18 protein-coding genes are annotated in these 18,120 nt (G+C 45.7%); 11 read left to right on the plus strand and 7 right to left on the minus strand.

Annotated features, from left to right (window positions below):
* Positions 1 to 41: 41 nt before the first annotated feature.
* The 10 genes from ATB76_RS00090 to ATB76_RS00135 all read left to right on the plus strand — a co-directional run bounded on the left by ATB76_RS00090 (position 42) and on the right by ATB76_RS00135 (position 7,639).
* Positions 42 to 671: a PepSY-associated TM helix domain-containing protein gene (locus tag ATB76_RS00090; RefSeq protein WP_039976082.1), complete on the plus strand. Its 630-nt coding sequence runs from the start codon at positions 42 to 44 to the stop codon at positions 669 to 671.
* A 23-nt stretch (positions 672 to 694) separates the two neighbouring features.
* Positions 695 to 1,234, plus strand: a complete 540-nt coding sequence (locus ATB76_RS00095; RefSeq protein ID WP_061034353.1) for a DUF2271 domain-containing protein — start codon at positions 695 to 697, stop codon at positions 1,232 to 1,234.
* Positions 1,235 to 1,250: 16 nt separating this feature from the next.
* Positions 1,251 to 2,081 (plus strand): DUF4198 domain-containing protein, encoded by an 831-nt coding sequence (locus ATB76_RS00100; RefSeq protein ID WP_061034354.1) that lies wholly within the window; start codon positions 1,251 to 1,253, stop codon positions 2,079 to 2,081.
* Positions 2,082 to 2,125: 44 nt separating this feature from the next.
* Positions 2,126 to 2,446 (plus strand): hypothetical protein, encoded by a 321-nt coding sequence (locus ATB76_RS00105; RefSeq protein WP_005438283.1) that lies wholly within the window; start codon positions 2,126 to 2,128, stop codon positions 2,444 to 2,446.
* Positions 2,443 to 2,997, plus strand: coding sequence for a hypothetical protein (locus ATB76_RS00110; RefSeq protein ID WP_061034355.1), 555 nt, complete (start codon positions 2,443 to 2,445; stop codon positions 2,995 to 2,997). Before ATB76_RS00105 ends, ATB76_RS00110 begins: the two co-directional genes overlap by 4 nt.
* A 23-nt stretch (positions 2,998 to 3,020) precedes the next feature.
* On the plus strand, positions 3,021 to 3,947 hold the full coding sequence (locus ATB76_RS00115) for a zinc ABC transporter substrate-binding protein (RefSeq protein ID WP_061034356.1): 927 nt from the start codon (positions 3,021 to 3,023) through the stop codon (positions 3,945 to 3,947).
* A complete protein-coding gene (locus ATB76_RS00120; RefSeq protein ID WP_061034357.1) occupies positions 3,947 to 4,681 on the plus strand; it encodes a metal ABC transporter ATP-binding protein in 735 nt (244 codons plus the stop codon). Before ATB76_RS00115 ends, ATB76_RS00120 begins: the two co-directional genes overlap by 1 nt.
* The gene (locus tag ATB76_RS00125; protein ID WP_009705126.1) at positions 4,681 to 5,556 is read left to right on the plus strand and encodes a metal ABC transporter permease; all 876 of its coding nucleotides are present in this window, start codon (positions 4,681 to 4,683) and stop codon (positions 5,554 to 5,556) included. Before ATB76_RS00120 ends, ATB76_RS00125 begins: the two co-directional genes overlap by 1 nt.
* 16 nt (positions 5,557 to 5,572) lie before the next feature.
* Positions 5,573 to 6,442, plus strand: coding sequence for a zinc ABC transporter substrate-binding protein (locus tag ATB76_RS00130; protein WP_061034358.1), 870 nt, complete (start codon positions 5,573 to 5,575; stop codon positions 6,440 to 6,442).
* Between the two features lie 216 nt (positions 6,443 to 6,658).
* The gene (locus ATB76_RS00135; protein ID WP_061034359.1) at positions 6,659 to 7,639 is read left to right on the plus strand and encodes a porin; all 981 of its coding nucleotides are present in this window, start codon (positions 6,659 to 6,661) and stop codon (positions 7,637 to 7,639) included.
* Positions 7,640 to 7,748: 109 nt separating this feature from the next.
* On the opposite strand, the gene ATB76_RS00140 is transcribed toward ATB76_RS00135, so the two are convergent.
* The 4 genes from ATB76_RS00140 to speA form a co-directional block, all read right to left on the minus strand.
* Positions 7,749 to 9,914, minus strand: a complete 2,166-nt coding sequence (locus ATB76_RS00140) for a S9 family peptidase (protein ID WP_061034360.1) — start codon at positions 9,912 to 9,914, stop codon at positions 7,749 to 7,751.
* Between the two features lie 277 nt (positions 9,915 to 10,191).
* Positions 10,192 to 11,397, minus strand: a complete 1,206-nt coding sequence (gene emrD / locus ATB76_RS00145) for a multidrug efflux MFS transporter EmrD (RefSeq protein ID WP_061034361.1) — start codon at positions 11,395 to 11,397, stop codon at positions 10,192 to 10,194.
* A 261-nt stretch (positions 11,398 to 11,658) separates the two neighbouring features.
* Positions 11,659 to 12,579: an agmatinase gene (speB, locus tag ATB76_RS00150; protein WP_039976066.1), complete on the minus strand. Its 921-nt coding sequence runs from the start codon at positions 12,577 to 12,579 to the stop codon at positions 11,659 to 11,661.
* Position 12,580: 1 nt separating this feature from the next.
* Complete coding sequence (speA, locus tag ATB76_RS00155; protein WP_038868570.1) at positions 12,581 to 14,491, minus strand: arginine decarboxylase; 1,911 nt, start codon at positions 14,489 to 14,491, stop codon at positions 12,581 to 12,583.
* Between the two features lie 336 nt (positions 14,492 to 14,827).
* Between speA and ATB76_RS00160 the strand changes: the two genes are divergently transcribed.
* A complete protein-coding gene (locus ATB76_RS00160) occupies positions 14,828 to 15,577 on the plus strand; it encodes an MBL fold metallo-hydrolase (RefSeq protein WP_061034741.1) in 750 nt (249 codons plus the stop codon).
* A gap of 59 nt (positions 15,578 to 15,636) precedes the next feature.
* Here the strand turns inward: ATB76_RS00160 and ATB76_RS00165 are convergent, their stop codons facing one another.
* From ATB76_RS00165 to ATB76_RS00175, 3 genes are all read right to left on the minus strand, one after another.
* The gene (locus ATB76_RS00165; protein WP_005432588.1) at positions 15,637 to 16,065 is read right to left on the minus strand and encodes a RimK/LysX family protein; all 429 of its coding nucleotides are present in this window, start codon (positions 16,063 to 16,065) and stop codon (positions 15,637 to 15,639) included.
* Between the two features lie 61 nt (positions 16,066 to 16,126).
* The gene (gene rimK / locus ATB76_RS00170; protein ID WP_005438260.1) at positions 16,127 to 17,032 is read right to left on the minus strand and encodes a 30S ribosomal protein S6--L-glutamate ligase; all 906 of its coding nucleotides are present in this window, start codon (positions 17,030 to 17,032) and stop codon (positions 16,127 to 16,129) included.
* A gap of 323 nt (positions 17,033 to 17,355) precedes the next feature.
* On the minus strand, positions 17,356 to 17,970 hold the full coding sequence (locus ATB76_RS00175; RefSeq protein ID WP_039976063.1) for a TetR/AcrR family transcriptional regulator: 615 nt from the start codon (positions 17,968 to 17,970) through the stop codon (positions 17,356 to 17,358).
* Between the last annotated feature and the right edge of the window lie 150 nt (positions 17,971 to 18,120).

The following is an 18,120-nucleotide window of genomic DNA, read 5'->3' on the forward strand; positions in this document are numbered from 1 at the left end:
ACCTAAATTACTCCCTCATTTACTGGTGATGATTGTTTTCTATGTTGCTCAAAAGCAAAGGCGTCCAGACTTGGGCACGCCGTCTGCACGTTTATATTTCTATGGCTCTTTTATTGGTGACGCTGTTTTTTGCGGTAACTGGTATTACGTTGAACCGACCAGAATTGTTTGAGCGCAGTGAACCCATCATTCAGCAACACACACTCACAGTTCCTTCCGAGCAACTATTTGCGAATGAAGGAAGCTTCCAACCCAATCGCTCTGCCCTGTTAAGTTTCTTAACACAAGAAACAGACCTACGAGGCACACCATCAGCACTCGATGTGTATACCGAGGTTGAGGATGGTGAATTGATGATTGGTGAACTCTCTTTAGATTTCAAAGGCCCAGGCTACAACGCCACCGTTTTCGTCGATATGACGACGGGTGAAGCTGAAGTTGAAACCACTAACTACGGCATGGTTGCGCTGCTAAACGACCTACATAAAGGTCGCAACAGTGGCGATACGTGGAAATGGTTTATCGACATAACAGCCCTGCTAATGGTGTTTTTTGTGCTGACCGGTGTGTGTTTGCTGCTTCCAAAGAAAAAGACTTTTAGAACATCAATGCAGTGGATGAGTTTTGGGACTGCGTTATCACTCGTTATTTATTTTTTCGCTGTGCCATAACAGCCTATTCAGAGAAAAAACCAATGTTAAACATAGGCCGTATTTTTCGCCGTCACCCGTTTAGTAAAGCCGCATTGATCGCGGCTTTATCTCCTGTGCCGCTTATGGCCGCTCCATTTCCAGATAATGCCAAAGTCGACTTTGAGTTTGAGTTACCAAAGATTGATACCTCGATGTATGCAAGGCCCTATGTCGCAGTATGGATAGAAGATGAAAAGCGTAAACCAGTCAAAACCATTCAGCTTTGGGTAGGTAAAGATGAGTGGTTAAAAGATCTTCGCAGCTGGTGGCGCAAAGTAGGTCGTTACGACCGCGAATTGGTTGATGCCGTAACGTCAGCTACTCGACCTGCAGGCCAATACCGATTCGTTTGGGATGGCACTAATGATGATGGTCAACGACTCGAGCAGGGCAATTACACCTTACATGTCGAAGTCGTGCGTGAACACGGTGGCCGTAATTACTTACGTCAAAAAATGCAGTTAGCGGACAGTGAAGTACGCTACCAAATAAAACCAACGGAAGAGACGGGTGTCATTACCGTCAATTACCAAATTAAGTGATAGAGAAGGAATAACAATGAAAACCAAGATGAAAGCGGTGGCATTAGCAAGTGTAATGGCAATGGGGCTAGCGGCCGCGACAACAGCACAAGCGCACCCTCGTTGGGTTCTCCCTTCTCACTTTACGGTATCAAAAGAAGGCGGTGATTGGCTAACGTTCGACGTGACAGCGTCTCACGGTACGTTTGTATTCGATAAGCCAGCAGGTAGCGAGCAAGCGTTCGTGATCATGCCAGATGGTCGTTCTGAGCGTCCGAACTTTGTGGTACGCGGTAAGCGCCGTTCGATGTTTGACTTCTACTTCGAAGAAGAAGGCACACACAAAGTGGCTATCAATAACCAACCTAGCTACTACACCCAGTACAAAGCAGGCCGTCGTGACACGGTTAAGTGGGCGAAAGCGAGCAAAGCAGATCGCGCAAGTGTGATTTCTGAAAAGGCACGTGATGTTGTTACCCAACTTAGTTACACACGTGCAGAAAGCTATGTAACGGTTGGTATGCCAACAGAAAAGGCGCTAGAGATTGAAGGTAAGCTGTTGGAAATGAAGCCGATTACGCACCCTTCAGACATTATTGAAGGTGAAGAAGTGATATTCCAATTCTTCTTTAACGGCGAACCTCAGCAAGGTGTCACGGCGGAAATTACGCGTGAAGGTACTCTGTATCGCAACCATCAAGAGCAAATCGATGCGGTCAGTGACAAGGATGGAAAAATCACCTTCACGCCAGATGTAGCAGGTCGCTACTTAATGAAAGCAAACTACAAGGGTGAGCTGAAAAACGATCCACTTGCAGACAAAGCAAGCATGAACGTTCACCTAACGTTTGAAACTCAACTTAACTAATCAAAATTTGGCTCAGCCTTACGCTGAGCCAATTTGGATGCATCATGAAAAACGTTTCTATTCTCAAAACCTCAGTGTTGGTTGCTGGTTTTATCTCTTCTCAAGCGTTCGCGCACTTTCCATTGATGAGTTGCCATTTAGAGCAAGATAAAGTGATTTGCGAGGCAGGCTATTCAGACGGTTCTACCGCAGTGGACTATGACGTTGAAATGTACGATTACGACGACAACTTGATCGCCAAAGTAACGACAGATAAACGCTCCATTGCTGAGTTCACACATCCTCAAACCGATTTTTATTTGGTTTTCGATGCGGGGCATGAAAACCCAGTAGAAGTGGATATCGTTGAGTTAAAAGAGAAATGATTACCCAGAAGATCAGACCGGATAACGGCAGTCGAGAAGGTAAATGGGTTGCTCTAACTATCGCAGGTATTCTTGCGGTCTCCACGATTTTGCTGCCTCATCATCAGACAGAAACTGAACATACTGACGTGCAGTCTCATCAAGTGCTCATTACTGATCTTGAACAAGAAGAACTTGCGATGATTGCCGAGCTAAAGTTGGCACATGAAGAGATTCGAGATCTTCATCTAGATGCTGGCGAGTGGCCTGACGTCAGCGAATTGGAAGAATTTTGGGTTGCCCCATTTGTGCAAGACCAAAGCTGGCAGCGAAAAGGCTCTCATCAATGGCAACGCTTAGATGCTGGTATTTACCTTGGTATAAGACAAGATGAAAAAGGGGCGGCTTCAATGCTTCTTGATAGTCGTAATGTACACGCCGACATTTGGTTTATTCAGTCTACAACAAAGGCGTCTGATTTATCTCTTGTGGAGATAAGTGAACGCCAGAAGCAAGGTTGGCAACAAATTGTTCTTGTCCCTGCTACGTCTTCAAATGCTCACGCCCATTAAGCTCAATTTAAACGATAACAACTATGATGAAACGATCTTTTCTACGTCGAATTATAACGGCTAGTGCATTGCTGGCTGTAGCTTCATCGAGCTTTGCAGCAGATAAGCTCAATATTGGTATTACGCTTCAACCTTACTACAGCTATGTAAAAGCTGTAGTCGGTGACAAAGCCGAAATTCTACCTTTGGTGGATGCTGGCTTTAATCCCCACAACTATCTACCTCAACCGAATGACTTAAAGCGCTTGAAGCAAATGGATGTGATAGTCGTCAATGGTATCGGTCACGATGATTTTGCTCTTAAAGTGATTCAAGCTGCACAACGTGACGACCTCGTGGTGATAGAGGCGAACAAAGAAGTGCCACTGCTACCTGCGATGGGTCAATCAGTCGGTAAAGGCGCAGTTAACCCGCATACGTTTGTTGGCTTATCGACCACGATTCAAAAGGTTTACACGATTGCGAGTGAGCTAAGCAAGCTCGACCCAGAAAACGCGGCGTTTTATCGCAAGAATGCTCGCTCTTACGCAAAAACATTCCGCCTTTTGAAGCGTGATGCCATGTTGTCTTTAGGGCAACTTGATACAGCAGGTATGAAGGTCGCTACTACGCACAACGCTTACGGCTATATTTTGCAGGAATTCGGTGTTGACGTCGCAGCAGTTATCGAACCTGCTCATGGTGTAGAGCCAAGCGCAAGCCAGTTACAAGAAACGATAGAGAAGATTCGTCAATCTGGTATTGATGTGCTGTTTTACGAATTAAACATGCCAAACCGCTTTGTGGATACGATTGAAGAAGCTACTGGTGTACAGCTTTACCGTTTTTCTCACATGACTCATGGAGAGTATGAAGCCGACAAGGTGGAAATCGAAATGCGTGAGAACGTCGCAACTCTGATCGAAGCGATGAAGTTCGTTGCAAGCAAGCACGAGCAGGAGAAAGCTTGATGTTAGGGCCTTCTATTTCTCTCGACGGGGTAAGCCTTCAATATGGTGACAACCTGATTCTACAAGACATTCACACCCAATTTGATGCTGGTCAATGCCACGTCATCATGGGGCCAAATGGCGGTGGTAAAACATCTTTGTTGCGTTCTGTATTGGGGCTAACGCCTTTTACTGGCGATATCTCAGTTCATTGGCCGGAACCAGCGCATACGAAAAAAGCGGGCAATATTGGTTATGTTCCACAAAAAGCCATGTTTGAAGCCAGCTTACCGCTTACGGTTATGGATTTTGTTTTACTGAATCAAACTCGTGTCCCGCTGTTTTGGCGACGTAAATCTAAGCAAACTCAACAAGCGCTTGCTCAACTAGAGCGCGTTGGTATGGCTTCGCGTAGTGACCGACGAATGGGGCAGTTATCGGGTGGTGAGCAGCAGCGTGTTTTGTTCGCTCAAGCGTTATTAGACGAACCTAGTCTGCTTGTTTTGGATGAGCCAACGACAGGCATGGATGAGCAAGGGGTTCGTTACTTAGAAGGTTTGATTCATGAAGTGGTTGCTGAAGGTAAAACCGTGCTCGCAGTGCATCATGATGTGACAGCTGTACGTCGTTTGGATGCTCAGGTCCATGTCGTGAATCGTCAAATTGTGGCGTCAGGGCACCACTCAGAAGTATTGAGTCCAGAACGTATCGAGTCGTTGTTTAAGCACTACACAGCAAAAGTGGAGGCGGCGTAATGGATTGGTTAAGAGATCTCGCTCTGCATGGTGTGGAAGCTGGTTGGCTAAGTGACAGTTTTGCTTACGCGTTTATGGTCAACGCGATAGTGGCTGCACTCATTCTTGGTCCCTTACTGGGTGGTTTAGGTACGCTAGTCATTGCGAAGCGTTTAGCGTTCTTTTCTGAGGCCGTCGGTCATGCTGCACTAACAGGTATTGCGATTGGTGTACTGCTTGGTGAGCCACCAGAAAACCCATTCATTGGATTATTTAGCTTCTGCATGATCTTCGCACTGCTGCTGCATTTCGTGCGAAATCGAACCAATGTGCCTTACGATACATTAGTCGGCGTATTTCTAGCACTGGCCCTGGCCGTCGGTGCAGCCTTGCTGATGTACGTGGCACGCAAGATCAATATCCACATGCTGGAGAATGTTCTATTTGGTTCAATTCTGACGGTAACAGACAGAGACATTACGATTCTTGCCGTGAGTTGTTTGATCATCTTATTGCTTTTGATCCCGACATTTAACCGCATATTACTGACTTGCATCAGCCCAGATATTGCGCGTGTCCGTGGATTCAATACCAGCTTCTACGATTACTTGTTCGTCATGATGATCACGCTTGTGACCATTGCAGCGGTGAAGATCATTGGCGCCGTATTAGTCGGGGCATTACTGCTGATTCCTGGTGCAACAGCCCGCCTTCTTACGAAGAGAATGGGGAGCTTTGTGTTGCTCTCATCATTACTGGCGACCATCGCGTGCTTGGTTGGCACTGTCTTACCGATGGAGTTGGAACTTCCAGTTCCATCTGGTGCGTCGATCATCATTGTTTCGGCAATCTTCTTTTTAACTGCAACCATGTATCGCATTGTGCGCAAAGCTTAAATCTGGATATTCGAATATGAACACGAAAAAGATAATTATGGGATTGAGCTTGGCAATAGCGAGTACAGCAGCGCCGTTTGCTATAGCTAAAGACATCGTTACGAGTACTCCTGTGACCTACATGTTGGCTCAGCAGTTGATGCAAGGTACGGATATCGAGACGACTTACTTGCCGCCTAAACGCTACGGGATTGAGCGTTTGGTGAATTGGTTTGCAAGCAAAGGACATGAACAAGTTACCGCAGCAGGAAAAAATGCAACAGTAGCGCTCACATTGGGTGCTGTTTGGCATCAAGACCCTACATTTGTGTATGCGCGTCAGGGAAATGTGCGCTTGATAGAGATTGATGCCTCTCAAGCGATTTCACCGAGAGCGCAAGGTGTTGCGGCATTAACGTTGGATAATGGTGAGACGTCGAAATACGCTTGGATGAATCCGAGCAACTTGATTCGAATGGCGGCGATTGTCGGTGAAGATCTACAGAAGGTATACCCTCAACATCAAGCTCAAATTGAAAAGAACCAGCAAGCCTTGATGCTAGACGTGCGGGAGCTGATCAATCAACAACAAGAAGTAATTTTCGAAAAAGAGATCGATTCGGTGGTATTGTTGGGTGAATCGTTAGAAGATTTTGCATCAGGAAACCAACTGTTTGTGGTCGATCGCCAATTCAAACCAGAATTGGAATGGTCAGAGGCAGAGAAACTATCTTTAAAAGCTCAATTTGAGGAAGATGAAACTCTGTGGCTGATCACTGATAAACGCCCGTCAAAAACGTTAACTTCATTAGTTTCACAGGATCGCATACTGCAAATTGATGTTATTGACCGATGGGGCAGTAAAGGTATCAAAACTGAGAAGCCACTCGCACGCTGGCAGTTGTAACACGCAAAACACCACACAAATTATGAAGGGAACTGAAAAGTTCCCTTTTTTTATGGGATCAAGATCAAAAATCAACCACAAATAACACCAGTTGCATAAGAAAGTATTTGTTTCATTTATATTTCATTACTACTTTGTTATCTGTTCGTTGCGATTGATGCTTTTTTCTTTTGTTGTCGGGGCGAACCAGTACAAACAACTATATGGATGTTAACAATGAAAATGAAAACTCTAGCCGTTGCAGTGGCGGCACTAGCAGGTGGTTCTCAGGTCTTCGCAGCAGAAGTTTACAACAGCGACGGCACATCTCTTTCTATCGGCGGCCACGTATCTGTGGGCGTTGGTGAGTACTTTGAAGAAGAAGTTAAAGTTCACCAAGTATCTCCTCGTATTAACATCGGCGGTAAAAAAGACATCGGTAACGGCGTAACTATCGATGCTAAAGGTGAATGGGCACTTAATTACCTTAATGGTGGCGACACTTCATTCAAAACACGTTTAGGTTACATTGGCGCGACACATGAGCAATACGGACGTGTAGTTGCTGGTACTCAATGGGCACCATACTACGACGTAGCTGGCGTTGCGGATTTACCAATCGCGTTTGCCAATGACTTCTTGTACGACAACCAAGGCAACCTAGGTACTGCACGTGCGGATAAAATGCTTAGCTACCGCAAGGGCTTTCAGTTTGGTGAAGGGTTTAGTCTGAACGTTGGTCTAGGCTGGCAGGGTGAACAATCAATTTATGACCAACGCGGTCAAATCGCTCTAAGTACTGAGCTTGCAGGCTTCGGTCTAGGCTACGTATACAGTGGTGGTGACGTTGAGGTTGGTGCTAAAAACGAGTCAGCAACTTCTCACGTATTCTCTGCTAACTACGGTACTTATGGTTCAGGTTTATACGCAGCACTAGTATATGGCATGAATGACTACTTCTACGATATGCGTGAAGAAACAAGCCAGCTTGAAGGTCTATTGGCTTACGGCGTTAACAATTGGACATTCAGTGTTAACTACGAAGGCGTGGAAGACGAGAAAGACAACAAGACAGTTACTAGCGAAACGGCTCTACAAGCAGAGTATGCAGTGACGCCATCTTTCTACACGTTTGCTGCTTACCAGTTTGATCTAGGTAACGACTACAACAACGAAGAAAACGACTACTGGACTCTAGGTGCTCGTTACTACTTCTAATAAATAGGACAGTTTCTACTGCCTAAACACATTTATTGTGTTAACGCCTACTCGCTGTGAGTAGGCGTTTTTCTTTTTATATCAGCTCAAAAGCAGGCCCTAATAGAGCTTATTTCGTTTCCAACAAATCTAAGAAGAATGCGTATTCTAATGCGTCTTCTTTCAATCGTTTAAATCGACCTGATGCGCCACCATGGCCTGCTTCCATATCAGTTTTGAACAGCAGTACATTGTCATCGGTCTTCATTTCACGAAGTTTAGCGATCCACTTCATCGGCTCAAAGTATTGCACCTGTGAGTCATGCAAACCTGTTGTCACCAACATGTTCGGGTAGTTCTGAGCTTTCACATTATCATATGGTGAGTAGCTCAGCATGTAATCGTAGTAGGTTTTATCGTTCGGGTTACCCCATTCGTCGTATTCGTTGGTGGTGAGAGGTATTGACTCATCCAGCATGGTTGTTACAACGTCTACAAAAGGCACGTGCGCACCAATACCACGGTAAAGCTCTGGTGCTTGGTTGATGATGGCGCCCATCAGTAGACCGCCCGCAGAGCCACCAACCGCAAATACTTTATCTTCTGCCCCGTATCCTTCTTCCACAAGTCCCTTAGTCACATCGATGAAGTCATTGAAGGTATTCTGCTTCGTCAGCTTTTTACCATCTTCATACCAAGGGCGACCAAGCATTTCTGAGCCACGAATATGAGCGATTGCGTACACGAAACCGCGATCAAGTAGGCTGAGGCGAGTTGAGCGGAACGTTGGCTCGATGGTGGAACCGTAAGAGCCGTAACCGTATTGGTAGATTGGGTTGGTGCCGTCTTTCTTAAATAGGTCTTTGCGGTAAACCAATGAGACTGGCACTTGCTTACCATCACGAGCAGTAACCATGATGCGCTCTGATTGATAGTTATCGGCATCAAAATCACCCAGTACTGGCGTTTGCTTCATGATTTCAGATTCACCAGTAGTCAGGTCGAAATCATAGTAAGTTCCCGGTGTGGTCAAGCTGCTGTAATAGATGCGAACTTTTGAGTTATCTAATTCATAGTTGCCTGTTAGGTAAGCCGCAAACGCGCTGTCATTAAATTCAAATGGGAACTCTTTGCCCGTCGATAGTTGGCGAACCTTAACGGTAGATAAGCCGTTTGCGCGTTGCTCGTAGACAAGGTGGTCGTCGAACAAGTCGAAATCGACAAGCTGAGTGTTATCGTCGGCAGCAATGACATCAACCCATTTAGAGCGGTCGTGCATCTCTTCCGTTTTTACTTTCATCAATCGGAAGTTTACGGCTTGGTAGTTGGTGTAGATGTAATACCAATCACCCAGTTTAGCGATGCTGTATTCAATGCCAGTCTCTCTAGGATAGAAAGCTTCGGCTTTAGCGTTCGGATTGTTGGCATCAATCACGGAAACGCCACTTGTCTCTGTACTTGAGTGCCAAATGTAAACTTGCTGACCGTCTTTACTCTTACTTAAGAATGTGTAGTAAGCGCTGTCGGTTTCTTCGTAGATCAGCTCATCGCTTGTTTGAGGTGTTCCCAATACATGGCGGTAAACTTGATAACCTAAAAGTGTTTGCGGGTCTTTCTTGATGTAGTAGAAAGCTTGGTTGTCGTTTTGCCACGCAATCGCACTTGACGCGCCTTCAATTTCATCTTTTAGATATTTGCCTGTCGTGAGGTCTTTGATCTTGATGGTGTAAATACGGCGACTCAGCGTATCTTCGCCATAAGCCAACAAGTTTTCATTTGGGCTGATCGTTAAGCCGCCAATACTGAAAAACTCATGTTCTTTCGCTAACTCATTAACATCTAAGATGACTTGCTTATCTTTACCTGAAAAGTCTTTTGAACGTAGGTGAACTTCGTATTCGTTGTCACCTGTGACTTCGTTCGAATAGTAATAACTGCCTTTACGAACCGGAACGGAATTGTCATCTTTCGCTATGCGACCTTTGATCTCTTCAAAAAGTTGATCTTGCAGTGTTTCTGTATGTTTTAGCACGGTTTCAGCGTACTGGTTCTCTTGTTCAAGGTGTTGCAAGATTTCTGGATTTTGGCGCTCGTCATCTCGCATCCAGTAGTAATCATCGATTCGGGTATCACCATGAATCGTCATTGCATGAGGGACTTTTTTAGCAACGGGAGCTTGGGTTTGTTGAGCGACGAGTTGCGATTGGGAGTAATGGTTCATGGTTGGTAATCCTTGATTGCTGCATCCGGCGACTAGCGCGACCGATACGGCCAACGTGGTTAAAGTGAAACGCATCTGTGTATCCTTATTGTGTACTCTTCTCGTGTTGTTTCGCCATTCATTTATCTTGCGAGTAAAAGTACGTTTGTGTTCTTCCAGTGAATATCATTATATCGAATGGCAAACGAATAATTTCTGTATAAGCAACTGTTCTTTTTAGCAAAGATTGGATGGGATGTTAAATGCAATTGCTGGTGGATGAGAGCTAAAGGGTAAGATGTGTGCAACAAAAAAGGGACACACTTTGCAGCATGTCCCTTTTCTTTATCTTGGTTGGGATGAGAGTCAGATTTTAGATCGCCAATGGCATTTCGTTTGAGTGATCGTGTTTGCGATTAACCCAACGCAAACCAAGCATAGCTATGATCGACATGGTCATCATCAAACAACCTAGCGGCATTTGGTCTTGTGCCGGGAAGAACGAAGCCAACAGCGTCGCGATACCCGCACCTAGGTTTTGCATGCCACCCAAAATCGCACCGCCAGTGCCCGCATGGTATGGGAACGGTGAAAGTGCGCCTGTTGTTGCCGCAGGGAACAAAATGCCCGCACCCAAGAAGTAAATGGTTGCACCGCCAATCAGAGTCAACGCTGTTGTTAGACCAAACAGACCCGGAATCAATACCACTGCTGAGCCAACTAAGATAGCGACTAGACCAACATTCAAAGCACGGCGCTCAGAACGACGTTGCGCGATATAGCTCGATAGACCTGCGCCGACTAAGTAACCTGGAATCGGTAAAACAAACAGTAAGCTTACTGTGGTTGCTGGTAAACCAAGTACGCCGCCTAATAGTACACCGGCTGCTGCTTCAAATACTGCCACGCCTGCGAACGTAGCAACCAACACCAATAAGAAGCCTTGGAAGCGTTTGTCTGAAAGCACGAACTTGTAGCTCTTCGCCACAGATTCATGTTTGCGGCGCTCTTTCGGCAAGGTTTCCATCATGCTTGTCATCATGGTAATGACCACCGCGATACCAAATAGTGCGAGGAATAAGTAGCTAGAGCGCCAACCGAAAGCTTCAGTTAGGTAACCGCCCAGTACAGGGGCCATCAATGGTGAGAAAATCACACACATGCTGATCAAGCTGTTTGCACGGTGTAGCTCTGCGCCTTCAAAACAGTCACGAGTCAGAGTTCGAGACATAGCTCCACCACAGCCGATACCCAAACCTTGGATGAAGCTGCCCGCTAGAAACCATTCGTACTCATGAGCAAATAGCGCCACCAAAGTACCAAGAATGTAGATGATCAAACCAGCAACGATAATTGGTTTACGACCGAGGCGATCAGAAAGCGGACCATAGACGAATTGCGATAGACCGTAAGGGATCAGGTAACACGCCATCACGGCTTGAAGTGACGACGCTGATACCAAGAACTCACCCGCCATATGACCGATAGAAGGCACGTACATCGTTTGAGTCATTTGACCTACGGCAGTCAGAATTGCGATTAAAAAGGTAAGTTTCGCTAATGGAAACGAGGCGGACATTTGCGTATCTCTCTAAAAATTAGGACGTAAAAAGCCTTAGCGCTCCATTAAGGAGAGCCAAATGAATAAGGCGATTAGGGAATCTAGGCGCGAGATATTAGAGCTTGAGTGCCGACTTAGCAATCAAAAAGTGTGAAGTTGAGCAAGATAAAAATCTATGATTTGGATTAGAAAAACTAATCTAATTTTGAGGTGCTTTAAAAACAGAAAAGGGAGCCGAGACTCCCTTTAAAAAACAGCGTTTACTTAAAACAACTTTTGTTATTCGCGACCTGAAGCGTAGGCGTAAAGCAACTCAAGTGCGACAGTTGCGCCAGCCAATGCCGTTACATCGCTGTGGTCGTAAGGAGGGGAGACTTCCACTACGTCCATACCTACGATGTTCATGCCAGCGAAACCACGAATGATCTTCAGAATTTTATCTGAGTTCAGACCGCCACAAACTGGCGTACCTGTACCTGGAGCAAACGCAGGATCCAGACAGTCTATGTCAAAAGTGACATACACAGGCTTATCCGCAACCGTGCGACGAACCTCTGCCAGGATCTCTTCTACCGACATGTCGTTCGCTTGCATTGCGTTGATCACATTGAAGCCGTGATCTTGTTGGTCATATTCAGTACGAATACCAATTTGAACTGAGTTCTTCGCAGAAATCAGACCTTCTTTTGGTGCATGGTAGAACATAGTACCGTGGTCGTAAGAACTGCCGTTTGCGTACGTGTCAGTGTGCGCATCGAAGTGGATCAGTGCCATTTGACCATGGTGTTTTGCGTAAGCTCGTAGGATTGGTAGCGTGATGAAGTGGTCACCACCCAAGCCTAGCATTGTCTTGCCGCTCTTTAGAATCTCACTTGTTGCCGCTTCTAGGCGGTATGTGAAATCTTCAGCATCACCACAATCGAACACAAGGTCACCTGCGTCGATCACTTTCAATTTATCAAATACGTTGAAGTCCCAAGGGAACTTCTTGCCTTCCCAAGCAAGGTTTACTGACGCACGACGGATCGCATCTGGACCCATACGCGCACCAGGACGACCAGAAGTCGCCATGTCCAGAGGAACCCCTAGCACTACAACGTCTGCGTCAGCCGATACTGGATTTTTGATGTACGGTCGACGTAGAAACGACATAGAGTTGGAGTAAAGCGAATAATCGGTTTTAGTAAACAAATCATTCATATCAGAAGTCCTCTAAATAGGTGTAGCCTGCCAAACCTTGTTCTAGTTCAGCTAGGATTTGTTCTTGTTCACTGGCTTCAACACGTGCTGAAACCAATTGTTTGTAATTGTCACGAATCGCATCTACGTCGATGTGAACGTAGCGCATCATGTCTTCTACGCTATCACCTTCGTTGATGTAGCTGATCTCAAACTGACCTTCTTCATCAACGTTGACTACTGCACTGTGGGTATCTCCAAATAGGTTGTGCATGTCGCCAAGGATTTCTTGGTATGCGCCTACTAGGAAGAAGCCCATTAGGTACGGTTTGTCTTTGCTCCATGCTGGTACTGGTAGCGTGCTCTCAATGCCTTGGCCATCAACGTAGTGGTCAATTACGCCATCGGAGTCACAAGTGATGTCCAACATCACCGCACGACGCTCTTCTACATCACCGAGACCAGAAAGCGGCAGAACAGGGAAGACCTGATCAATACCCCATGCATCTGGCAGGGATTGGAAAAGAGAGAAGTTCACGAAGAACTTGTCTGCAAGACGTTCGCTCAACTCATCCAAAATAGGACGGTGGAAACGGTTCTTAGTACTCATTTGACGACTTAGTTCGAAGTAAATGCGTAGTGACAGTTGCTCTGCCCACGCACGTTGTTCAAGGTTTAGTACGCCAGTCGCGAATTGTGAGTGAACCTCTACCAAATCGCTTTGGGTATCGTTGTAAATTTCAATTAATGCACGCGCATCCGTACCATCTTGCAGGTTCTCCCAGTTTCGCCACATGTTTTGTAGCAAGAATGGAGCGTCTGCAGCTGGCTCGAACACTTCTTCCGGTTGGTATGTTTCAGTACCAATGACGTTAGAGATAAGTACAGCGTGGTGTGCAGTTAAAGAGCGCCCCGATTCAGAGATAATCACTGGCATCGGTTGTTCGTACTGCTGACACACATCACCGACGGTATTTACGATGTTGCGCGCATATTCTGCAAGGCCGTAGTTCATCGAGTTCGAAGATTGGCTACGTGTGCCGTCGTAGTCTACTGCTAAACCGCCGCCAACATCGAAGTAATCAATGTTTGCACCCATGGCACGTAATTCACAATAGAAACGTGCTGATTCGTTTACACCATTACGCACGTCACGGATGTTCGCCATCTGTGAGCCAAGGTGGAAGTGAACCAATTGCATGGTGTCCAGTTTGTCTTCGCGTTTTAGGCGATCAATCACGCTCAATACTTGAGACGCAGATAGGCCGAACTTCGATTTCTCACCGCCGCTTGCTTGCCATTTACCCGCACCTTGAGATGCAAGGCGGATACGCAAGCCAAGACGTGGTGTTACGCCCAAGCTTTTTGCTTCTTCAAGTACTAGATCAAGCTCAGATAGCTTCTCTAGTACGATAAATACTTTGTGACCTAGCTTTTCACCGATCAGTGCTAGACGCACGTATTCACGGTCTTTGTAGCCATTACACACGATCACGGAGCTGCCTTGTTGAGCCAGTGCAAGAACTGCCAATAGCTCTGGCTTACTGCCTGCTTCAAGACCCAGCTGTTTATTTTCTAGCTGTGCTTGGCTTGCTAAGATCTCATCAACCACTTCACGCTGTTGGTTTACTTTAATTGGGTACACCAGCAGGTATTTGTTTGGATATTGGTATTCTTCAATTGCTTGGTTGAAAGCTTGGCAAATGCCATGCACGCGTTGGTGTACGATTTGTGGGAAGCGTACTAACACAGGCAGATTCAACTGCTTAGCTTCTAGTTCATTTACAATCGCACTGAAAGGGATTTGGTGTGCACGGTCACTACGAGGAGATACGTATACCTCGCCTTGGTCATCAATTCCGTAGAAGCCTTGGCTCCAGTAATGAACGTTGTAGTCCGCGCGGATGCGGTCTAATTTAGTTGCTTTTTCCAACTCGATTCTCACAAAAATGTATTTAAGCCCTCATTGGAAATAGAGGAGAAAATACAAAAAAGCAAATCATGAGGCGCTAACCTCATACCCTGACACGAACTCCGTGTGCGCGCATTAACGGATAAAACCCAACCAGAGTCTAATGATTAAAATTTGTGCTTTCGATTAACAACTGTTGTCGATGGTTGGTGTAAACATTTATTTAACAGACTGTCCATTCTGCTGTTATAGTTGGTCTGACCAGTAAGGATTTGGTCGACAAAAAATAAGAACAAAGACTCAACAAAACAAGGACATGTTTTGCAGCTGCACAGAATTCAGGGATACATCCAAACCATGTATCTCGCCGAGTATCCAGACAAACTGATGCTGCTTGATGGCGCAAGTCGAGCGGATATTCCTCACCTCAAAGATTTTATCGAGCATCAGCTCAATCGCCCATTCACAGACCTAAAGTTGGTCGTCGTTACCCACATGCACCCAGACCATGCTGGTGCGGCGCACAAGCTAAGAAATTTGACGGGCTGCAAGCTATTGGCAGCCAAACGAGACACACATTGGTATGGCGGTTTTGATGGTTGGCTAATGCATCTTACGGATTTGATTTTGGCACGTTGGATGGCGAACCGAATGCGCAAACCCAAGCGCAACTTATGGTATTCGCGAAAACTAAAGCCGGATATTGAGCTGGTGGATGGAGAGGTGATTCCTGGTTTTGCTGATTGGCAGATATTGGAAACACCGGGGCATACCGACAGGGATTTATCGGTTTATCACGCCGCACAGAGTGTGTTGTACGTGGCGGATTTAATGGTACAGGTAAAAAGCCATTTGATAGCGCCATTTCCTATCTTTCATCCCAACCAATATCGCAGTTCGTTAAAACGCGTTTTTGAGATGAAACCAAGCTGTTTATTGGCGGCACATGGAGGCGAAGTGGAGTTTGATGAAGACGCGTATCAACACATCATCAATACCGCACCGGTTAGACCCATTACGCATTGGCGAGTAACGAAGATAAAACTGAAAGGATTAATGCGTTCTGTTCTGAAAAGGAAGAACGATAGACAGGAGAAGGGCAGCTAGAAAATCAGAGAAGAGCCAGATGAGCGACCACGGAGTTCGCTCATCTGAAGCTACGGGGATTATGGAGCCAATAAATGAGATTGGCTCGGGTCTACCAGAACTTTGTCTGCCATACCCTGACGACCTAACAACATCATGTAAGTCATCTTTTCACGGTTAGTTAGCGTGATGTCGATTGGCCACTCTTGGTCGCCCATGCGCAGCATCGTTGTGATCACGCAGCGGTGTTCGAAGGTACCGTTTGATGATTTCACTTTGCGGTTCGCCTTCAGTGGAGCTTTACAGCGAACGACTTGCTCTAAGTGGTAAACATCTGGGTGTAGATCGAACTCTACGTATGACTGACCGTCTTGTTCAGTGCACTCTAGGTTATCTACGTGCAGAGAAGAAGTCTGTGCGCCTGTATCAATACGCGCTTCAAGGTGAGTAATCCCTAACTCAGGTAAGCAAATTGCTTCGGCGTTCCCAATGATCATTTTCTGATTCATAGTGTCATCCTAGCGATGAGTCAAAAGAGAGCCCTTTATCAGGCCCTCACTCAAACAATTATCAGCCTTTACCGCGAGTACGGTTAGCGTTTGGTTTTGCGTTCTTCTCGATGAAGTCGAAGATCATGCCAGCAACGTCTTTTTCAGTTGCTGATTCGATACCTTCAAGGCCTGGAGAAGAGTTCACTTCCATTACCACAGGGCCATTCTTCGATTGAAGAATATCAACACCGCATAGGTTTAGACCCATCACTTTCGCTGCGTTGATTGCGGTTGCGCGCTCTTCTTTGCTTAGTTTAACAAGCTGAGCAGAACCACCACGGTGAAGGTTAGAGCGGAACTCGCCTTCTTTTGCTTGGCGTTTCATTGCTGCGATAACTTTGTTACCCACTACGAAACAACGGATGTCTGCGCCGTTTGCTTCTTCAATGAACTCTTGCACCATGATGTTTGCTTTCAGGCCCATGAATGCTTCGATAACACTTTCTGCTGCTTTCGTTGTCTCAGCAAGAACAACACCGATACCTTGAGTACCTTCAAGTAGCTTGATAACCAGTGGTGCGCCGCCAACGTTTTTGATCACGTCCTGAATGTTGTCAGGGTGGTGAGCAAAACCTGTGCGAGGTAGGCCAATGCCTTTACGTGATAGCAGCTGCATAGAGCGTAGCTTGTCACGAGAGCGGCTGATTGCTACTGACTCGTTCACACAGAATGTGCCCATCATTTCAAACTGACGTACAACCGCTGTACCGTAGAAAGTGATAGATGCACCGATGCGTGGAATAACCGCGTCGTACTTTGGCAATTCTTCACCCATGTAACGGATCTTAGGGTTGTTACTCGTAATATCCATATAACAGTGCAGAGTATCGATAACATCAACTTGATGTCCGCGCTCTTCACCCGCCTGCTTTAGGCGCATGGTTGAATATAGATTCTCATTACGAGAAAGAATAGCAATACGCATGGCAATTCCTTAGTAAGTCAGTACCAAATTAAAAATGTAAGTATAGAGTATAGTGAGTGGGTGTAATTGATGTGACAGAATCCACTCTCTTCAGCGACTTAGAATTGTGGTTGGACAACCACGTCGTCAGAGGTGCGAACCTTAGGGCGTTTTCTCAGTAGATGAAAACGAAAAAATATCGTCGATACGACAAAAATAATTTATCGAACTCTCACGCCTTGCTGCATGCGACTGTCAAGGGAATGAAAAAGAAAAATGAGTCAAAATTACATCAATTTACTATGGCATAAATCACAAAAAAGCGGCCATTCAGCCGCTTTTTGTTATTGAACTAAGTAATGACTTAAGAAGAGTTCAGCCGTTTGGGTGGCTAAACCCCTAGATTCTTCCAAGTTTAGCGAAGCTCGCATCCCCATCAATTGTGGCCAGAATGCGCTGCCTTTAATTAAGTTGTGCAATTGAATGCTTGCCACGTCCACATCATCAACCTTCAATGTGTTTTTTTCTGATTGCTGCGTGAGCCAACGGTACAAGGCCGTTTCTTGCTTCGACATGTGCTCCGCTTGTTCTTTGAGATCTTCCGGCTTAAACAAGAAATGTCCGAAAGCCACTTTCGCCAGTTCAATATAATCAGGTGCGGTTACCACGATAATTTCGCTGTACAACAATTCGACCAGTTGATCTTTTAGCGGGAGTGTTGGTAAACGTTCAATGTCGCTATCCATCATTGAAGAACGCCATAGTTCGGTTAGTAACTCTGTCACGATCGCTTCTTTAGAAGGGAAGTGGTTGTAGACCGTGCGTTTAGAGACTTGCGCGATAGCAGAGAGCTTATCCATGCTGGTGTTTTGCACCCCAAACTCTTGGAACGCTTGCTTTGCTGCGCACAGGATGGCTTCTCTTTTGGTCTCACTGCGACCTTTTCTTTTTACATTCATAAACTTGCCGAGTTAAGAAGATCATTTTTGGATCTATTTTACACTAAGTAGTTTACTTTTGATAATTAGAATGTAAACTGCACCGTGTAGTTTACTTTTGTTCGGGTTAACTTTTTATGAAAAAAACTTTGCTAGCCACAGTAGGAGCGT

This window comes from Vibrio sp. MOR3, assembly GCF_001557775.1.
Taxonomy (GTDB): domain Bacteria; phylum Pseudomonadota; class Gammaproteobacteria; order Enterobacterales; family Vibrionaceae; genus Vibrio; species Vibrio jasicida.

Coding starts and splice junctions, on each gene's coding strand:
- rimK (WP_005438260.1), bottom strand. CDS start 17,032: ATGCGTATTGCTATTCTTTCTCGTAATGAGAATCTATATTCAACCATG.
- ATB76_RS00175 (WP_039976063.1), bottom strand. CDS start 17,970: ATGAATGTAAAAAGAAAAGGTCGCAGTGAGACCAAAAGAGAAGCCATC.
- ATB76_RS00115 (WP_061034356.1), top strand. CDS start 3,021: ATGATGAAACGATCTTTTCTACGTCGAATTATAACGGCTAGTGCATTG.
- ATB76_RS00120 (WP_061034357.1), top strand. CDS start 3,947: ATGTTAGGGCCTTCTATTTCTCTCGACGGGGTAAGCCTTCAATATGGT.
- ATB76_RS00140 (WP_061034360.1), bottom strand. CDS start 9,914: ATGCGTTTCACTTTAACCACGTTGGCCGTATCGGTCGCGCTAGTCGCC.
- ATB76_RS00105 (WP_005438283.1), top strand. CDS start 2,126: ATGAAAAACGTTTCTATTCTCAAAACCTCAGTGTTGGTTGCTGGTTTT.
- ATB76_RS00160 (WP_061034741.1), top strand. CDS start 14,828: ATGTATCTCGCCGAGTATCCAGACAAACTGATGCTGCTTGATGGCGCA.
- emrD (WP_061034361.1), bottom strand. CDS start 11,397: ATGTCCGCCTCGTTTCCATTAGCGAAACTTACCTTTTTAATCGCAATT.
- ATB76_RS00095 (WP_061034353.1), top strand. CDS start 695: ATGTTAAACATAGGCCGTATTTTTCGCCGTCACCCGTTTAGTAAAGCC.
- speB (WP_039976066.1), bottom strand. CDS start 12,579: ATGAATGATTTGTTTACTAAAACCGATTATTCGCTTTACTCCAACTCT.
- ATB76_RS00110 (WP_061034355.1), top strand. CDS start 2,443: ATGATTACCCAGAAGATCAGACCGGATAACGGCAGTCGAGAAGGTAAA.
- ATB76_RS00165 (WP_005432588.1), bottom strand. CDS start 16,065: ATGAATCAGAAAATGATCATTGGGAACGCCGAAGCAATTTGCTTACCT.
- ATB76_RS00135 (WP_061034359.1), top strand. CDS start 6,659: ATGAAAATGAAAACTCTAGCCGTTGCAGTGGCGGCACTAGCAGGTGGT.
- ATB76_RS00090 (WP_039976082.1), top strand. CDS start 42: ATGTTGCTCAAAAGCAAAGGCGTCCAGACTTGGGCACGCCGTCTGCAC.
- ATB76_RS00125 (WP_009705126.1), top strand. CDS start 4,681: ATGGATTGGTTAAGAGATCTCGCTCTGCATGGTGTGGAAGCTGGTTGG.
- ATB76_RS00130 (WP_061034358.1), top strand. CDS start 5,573: ATGAACACGAAAAAGATAATTATGGGATTGAGCTTGGCAATAGCGAGT.
- ATB76_RS00100 (WP_061034354.1), top strand. CDS start 1,251: ATGAAAACCAAGATGAAAGCGGTGGCATTAGCAAGTGTAATGGCAATG.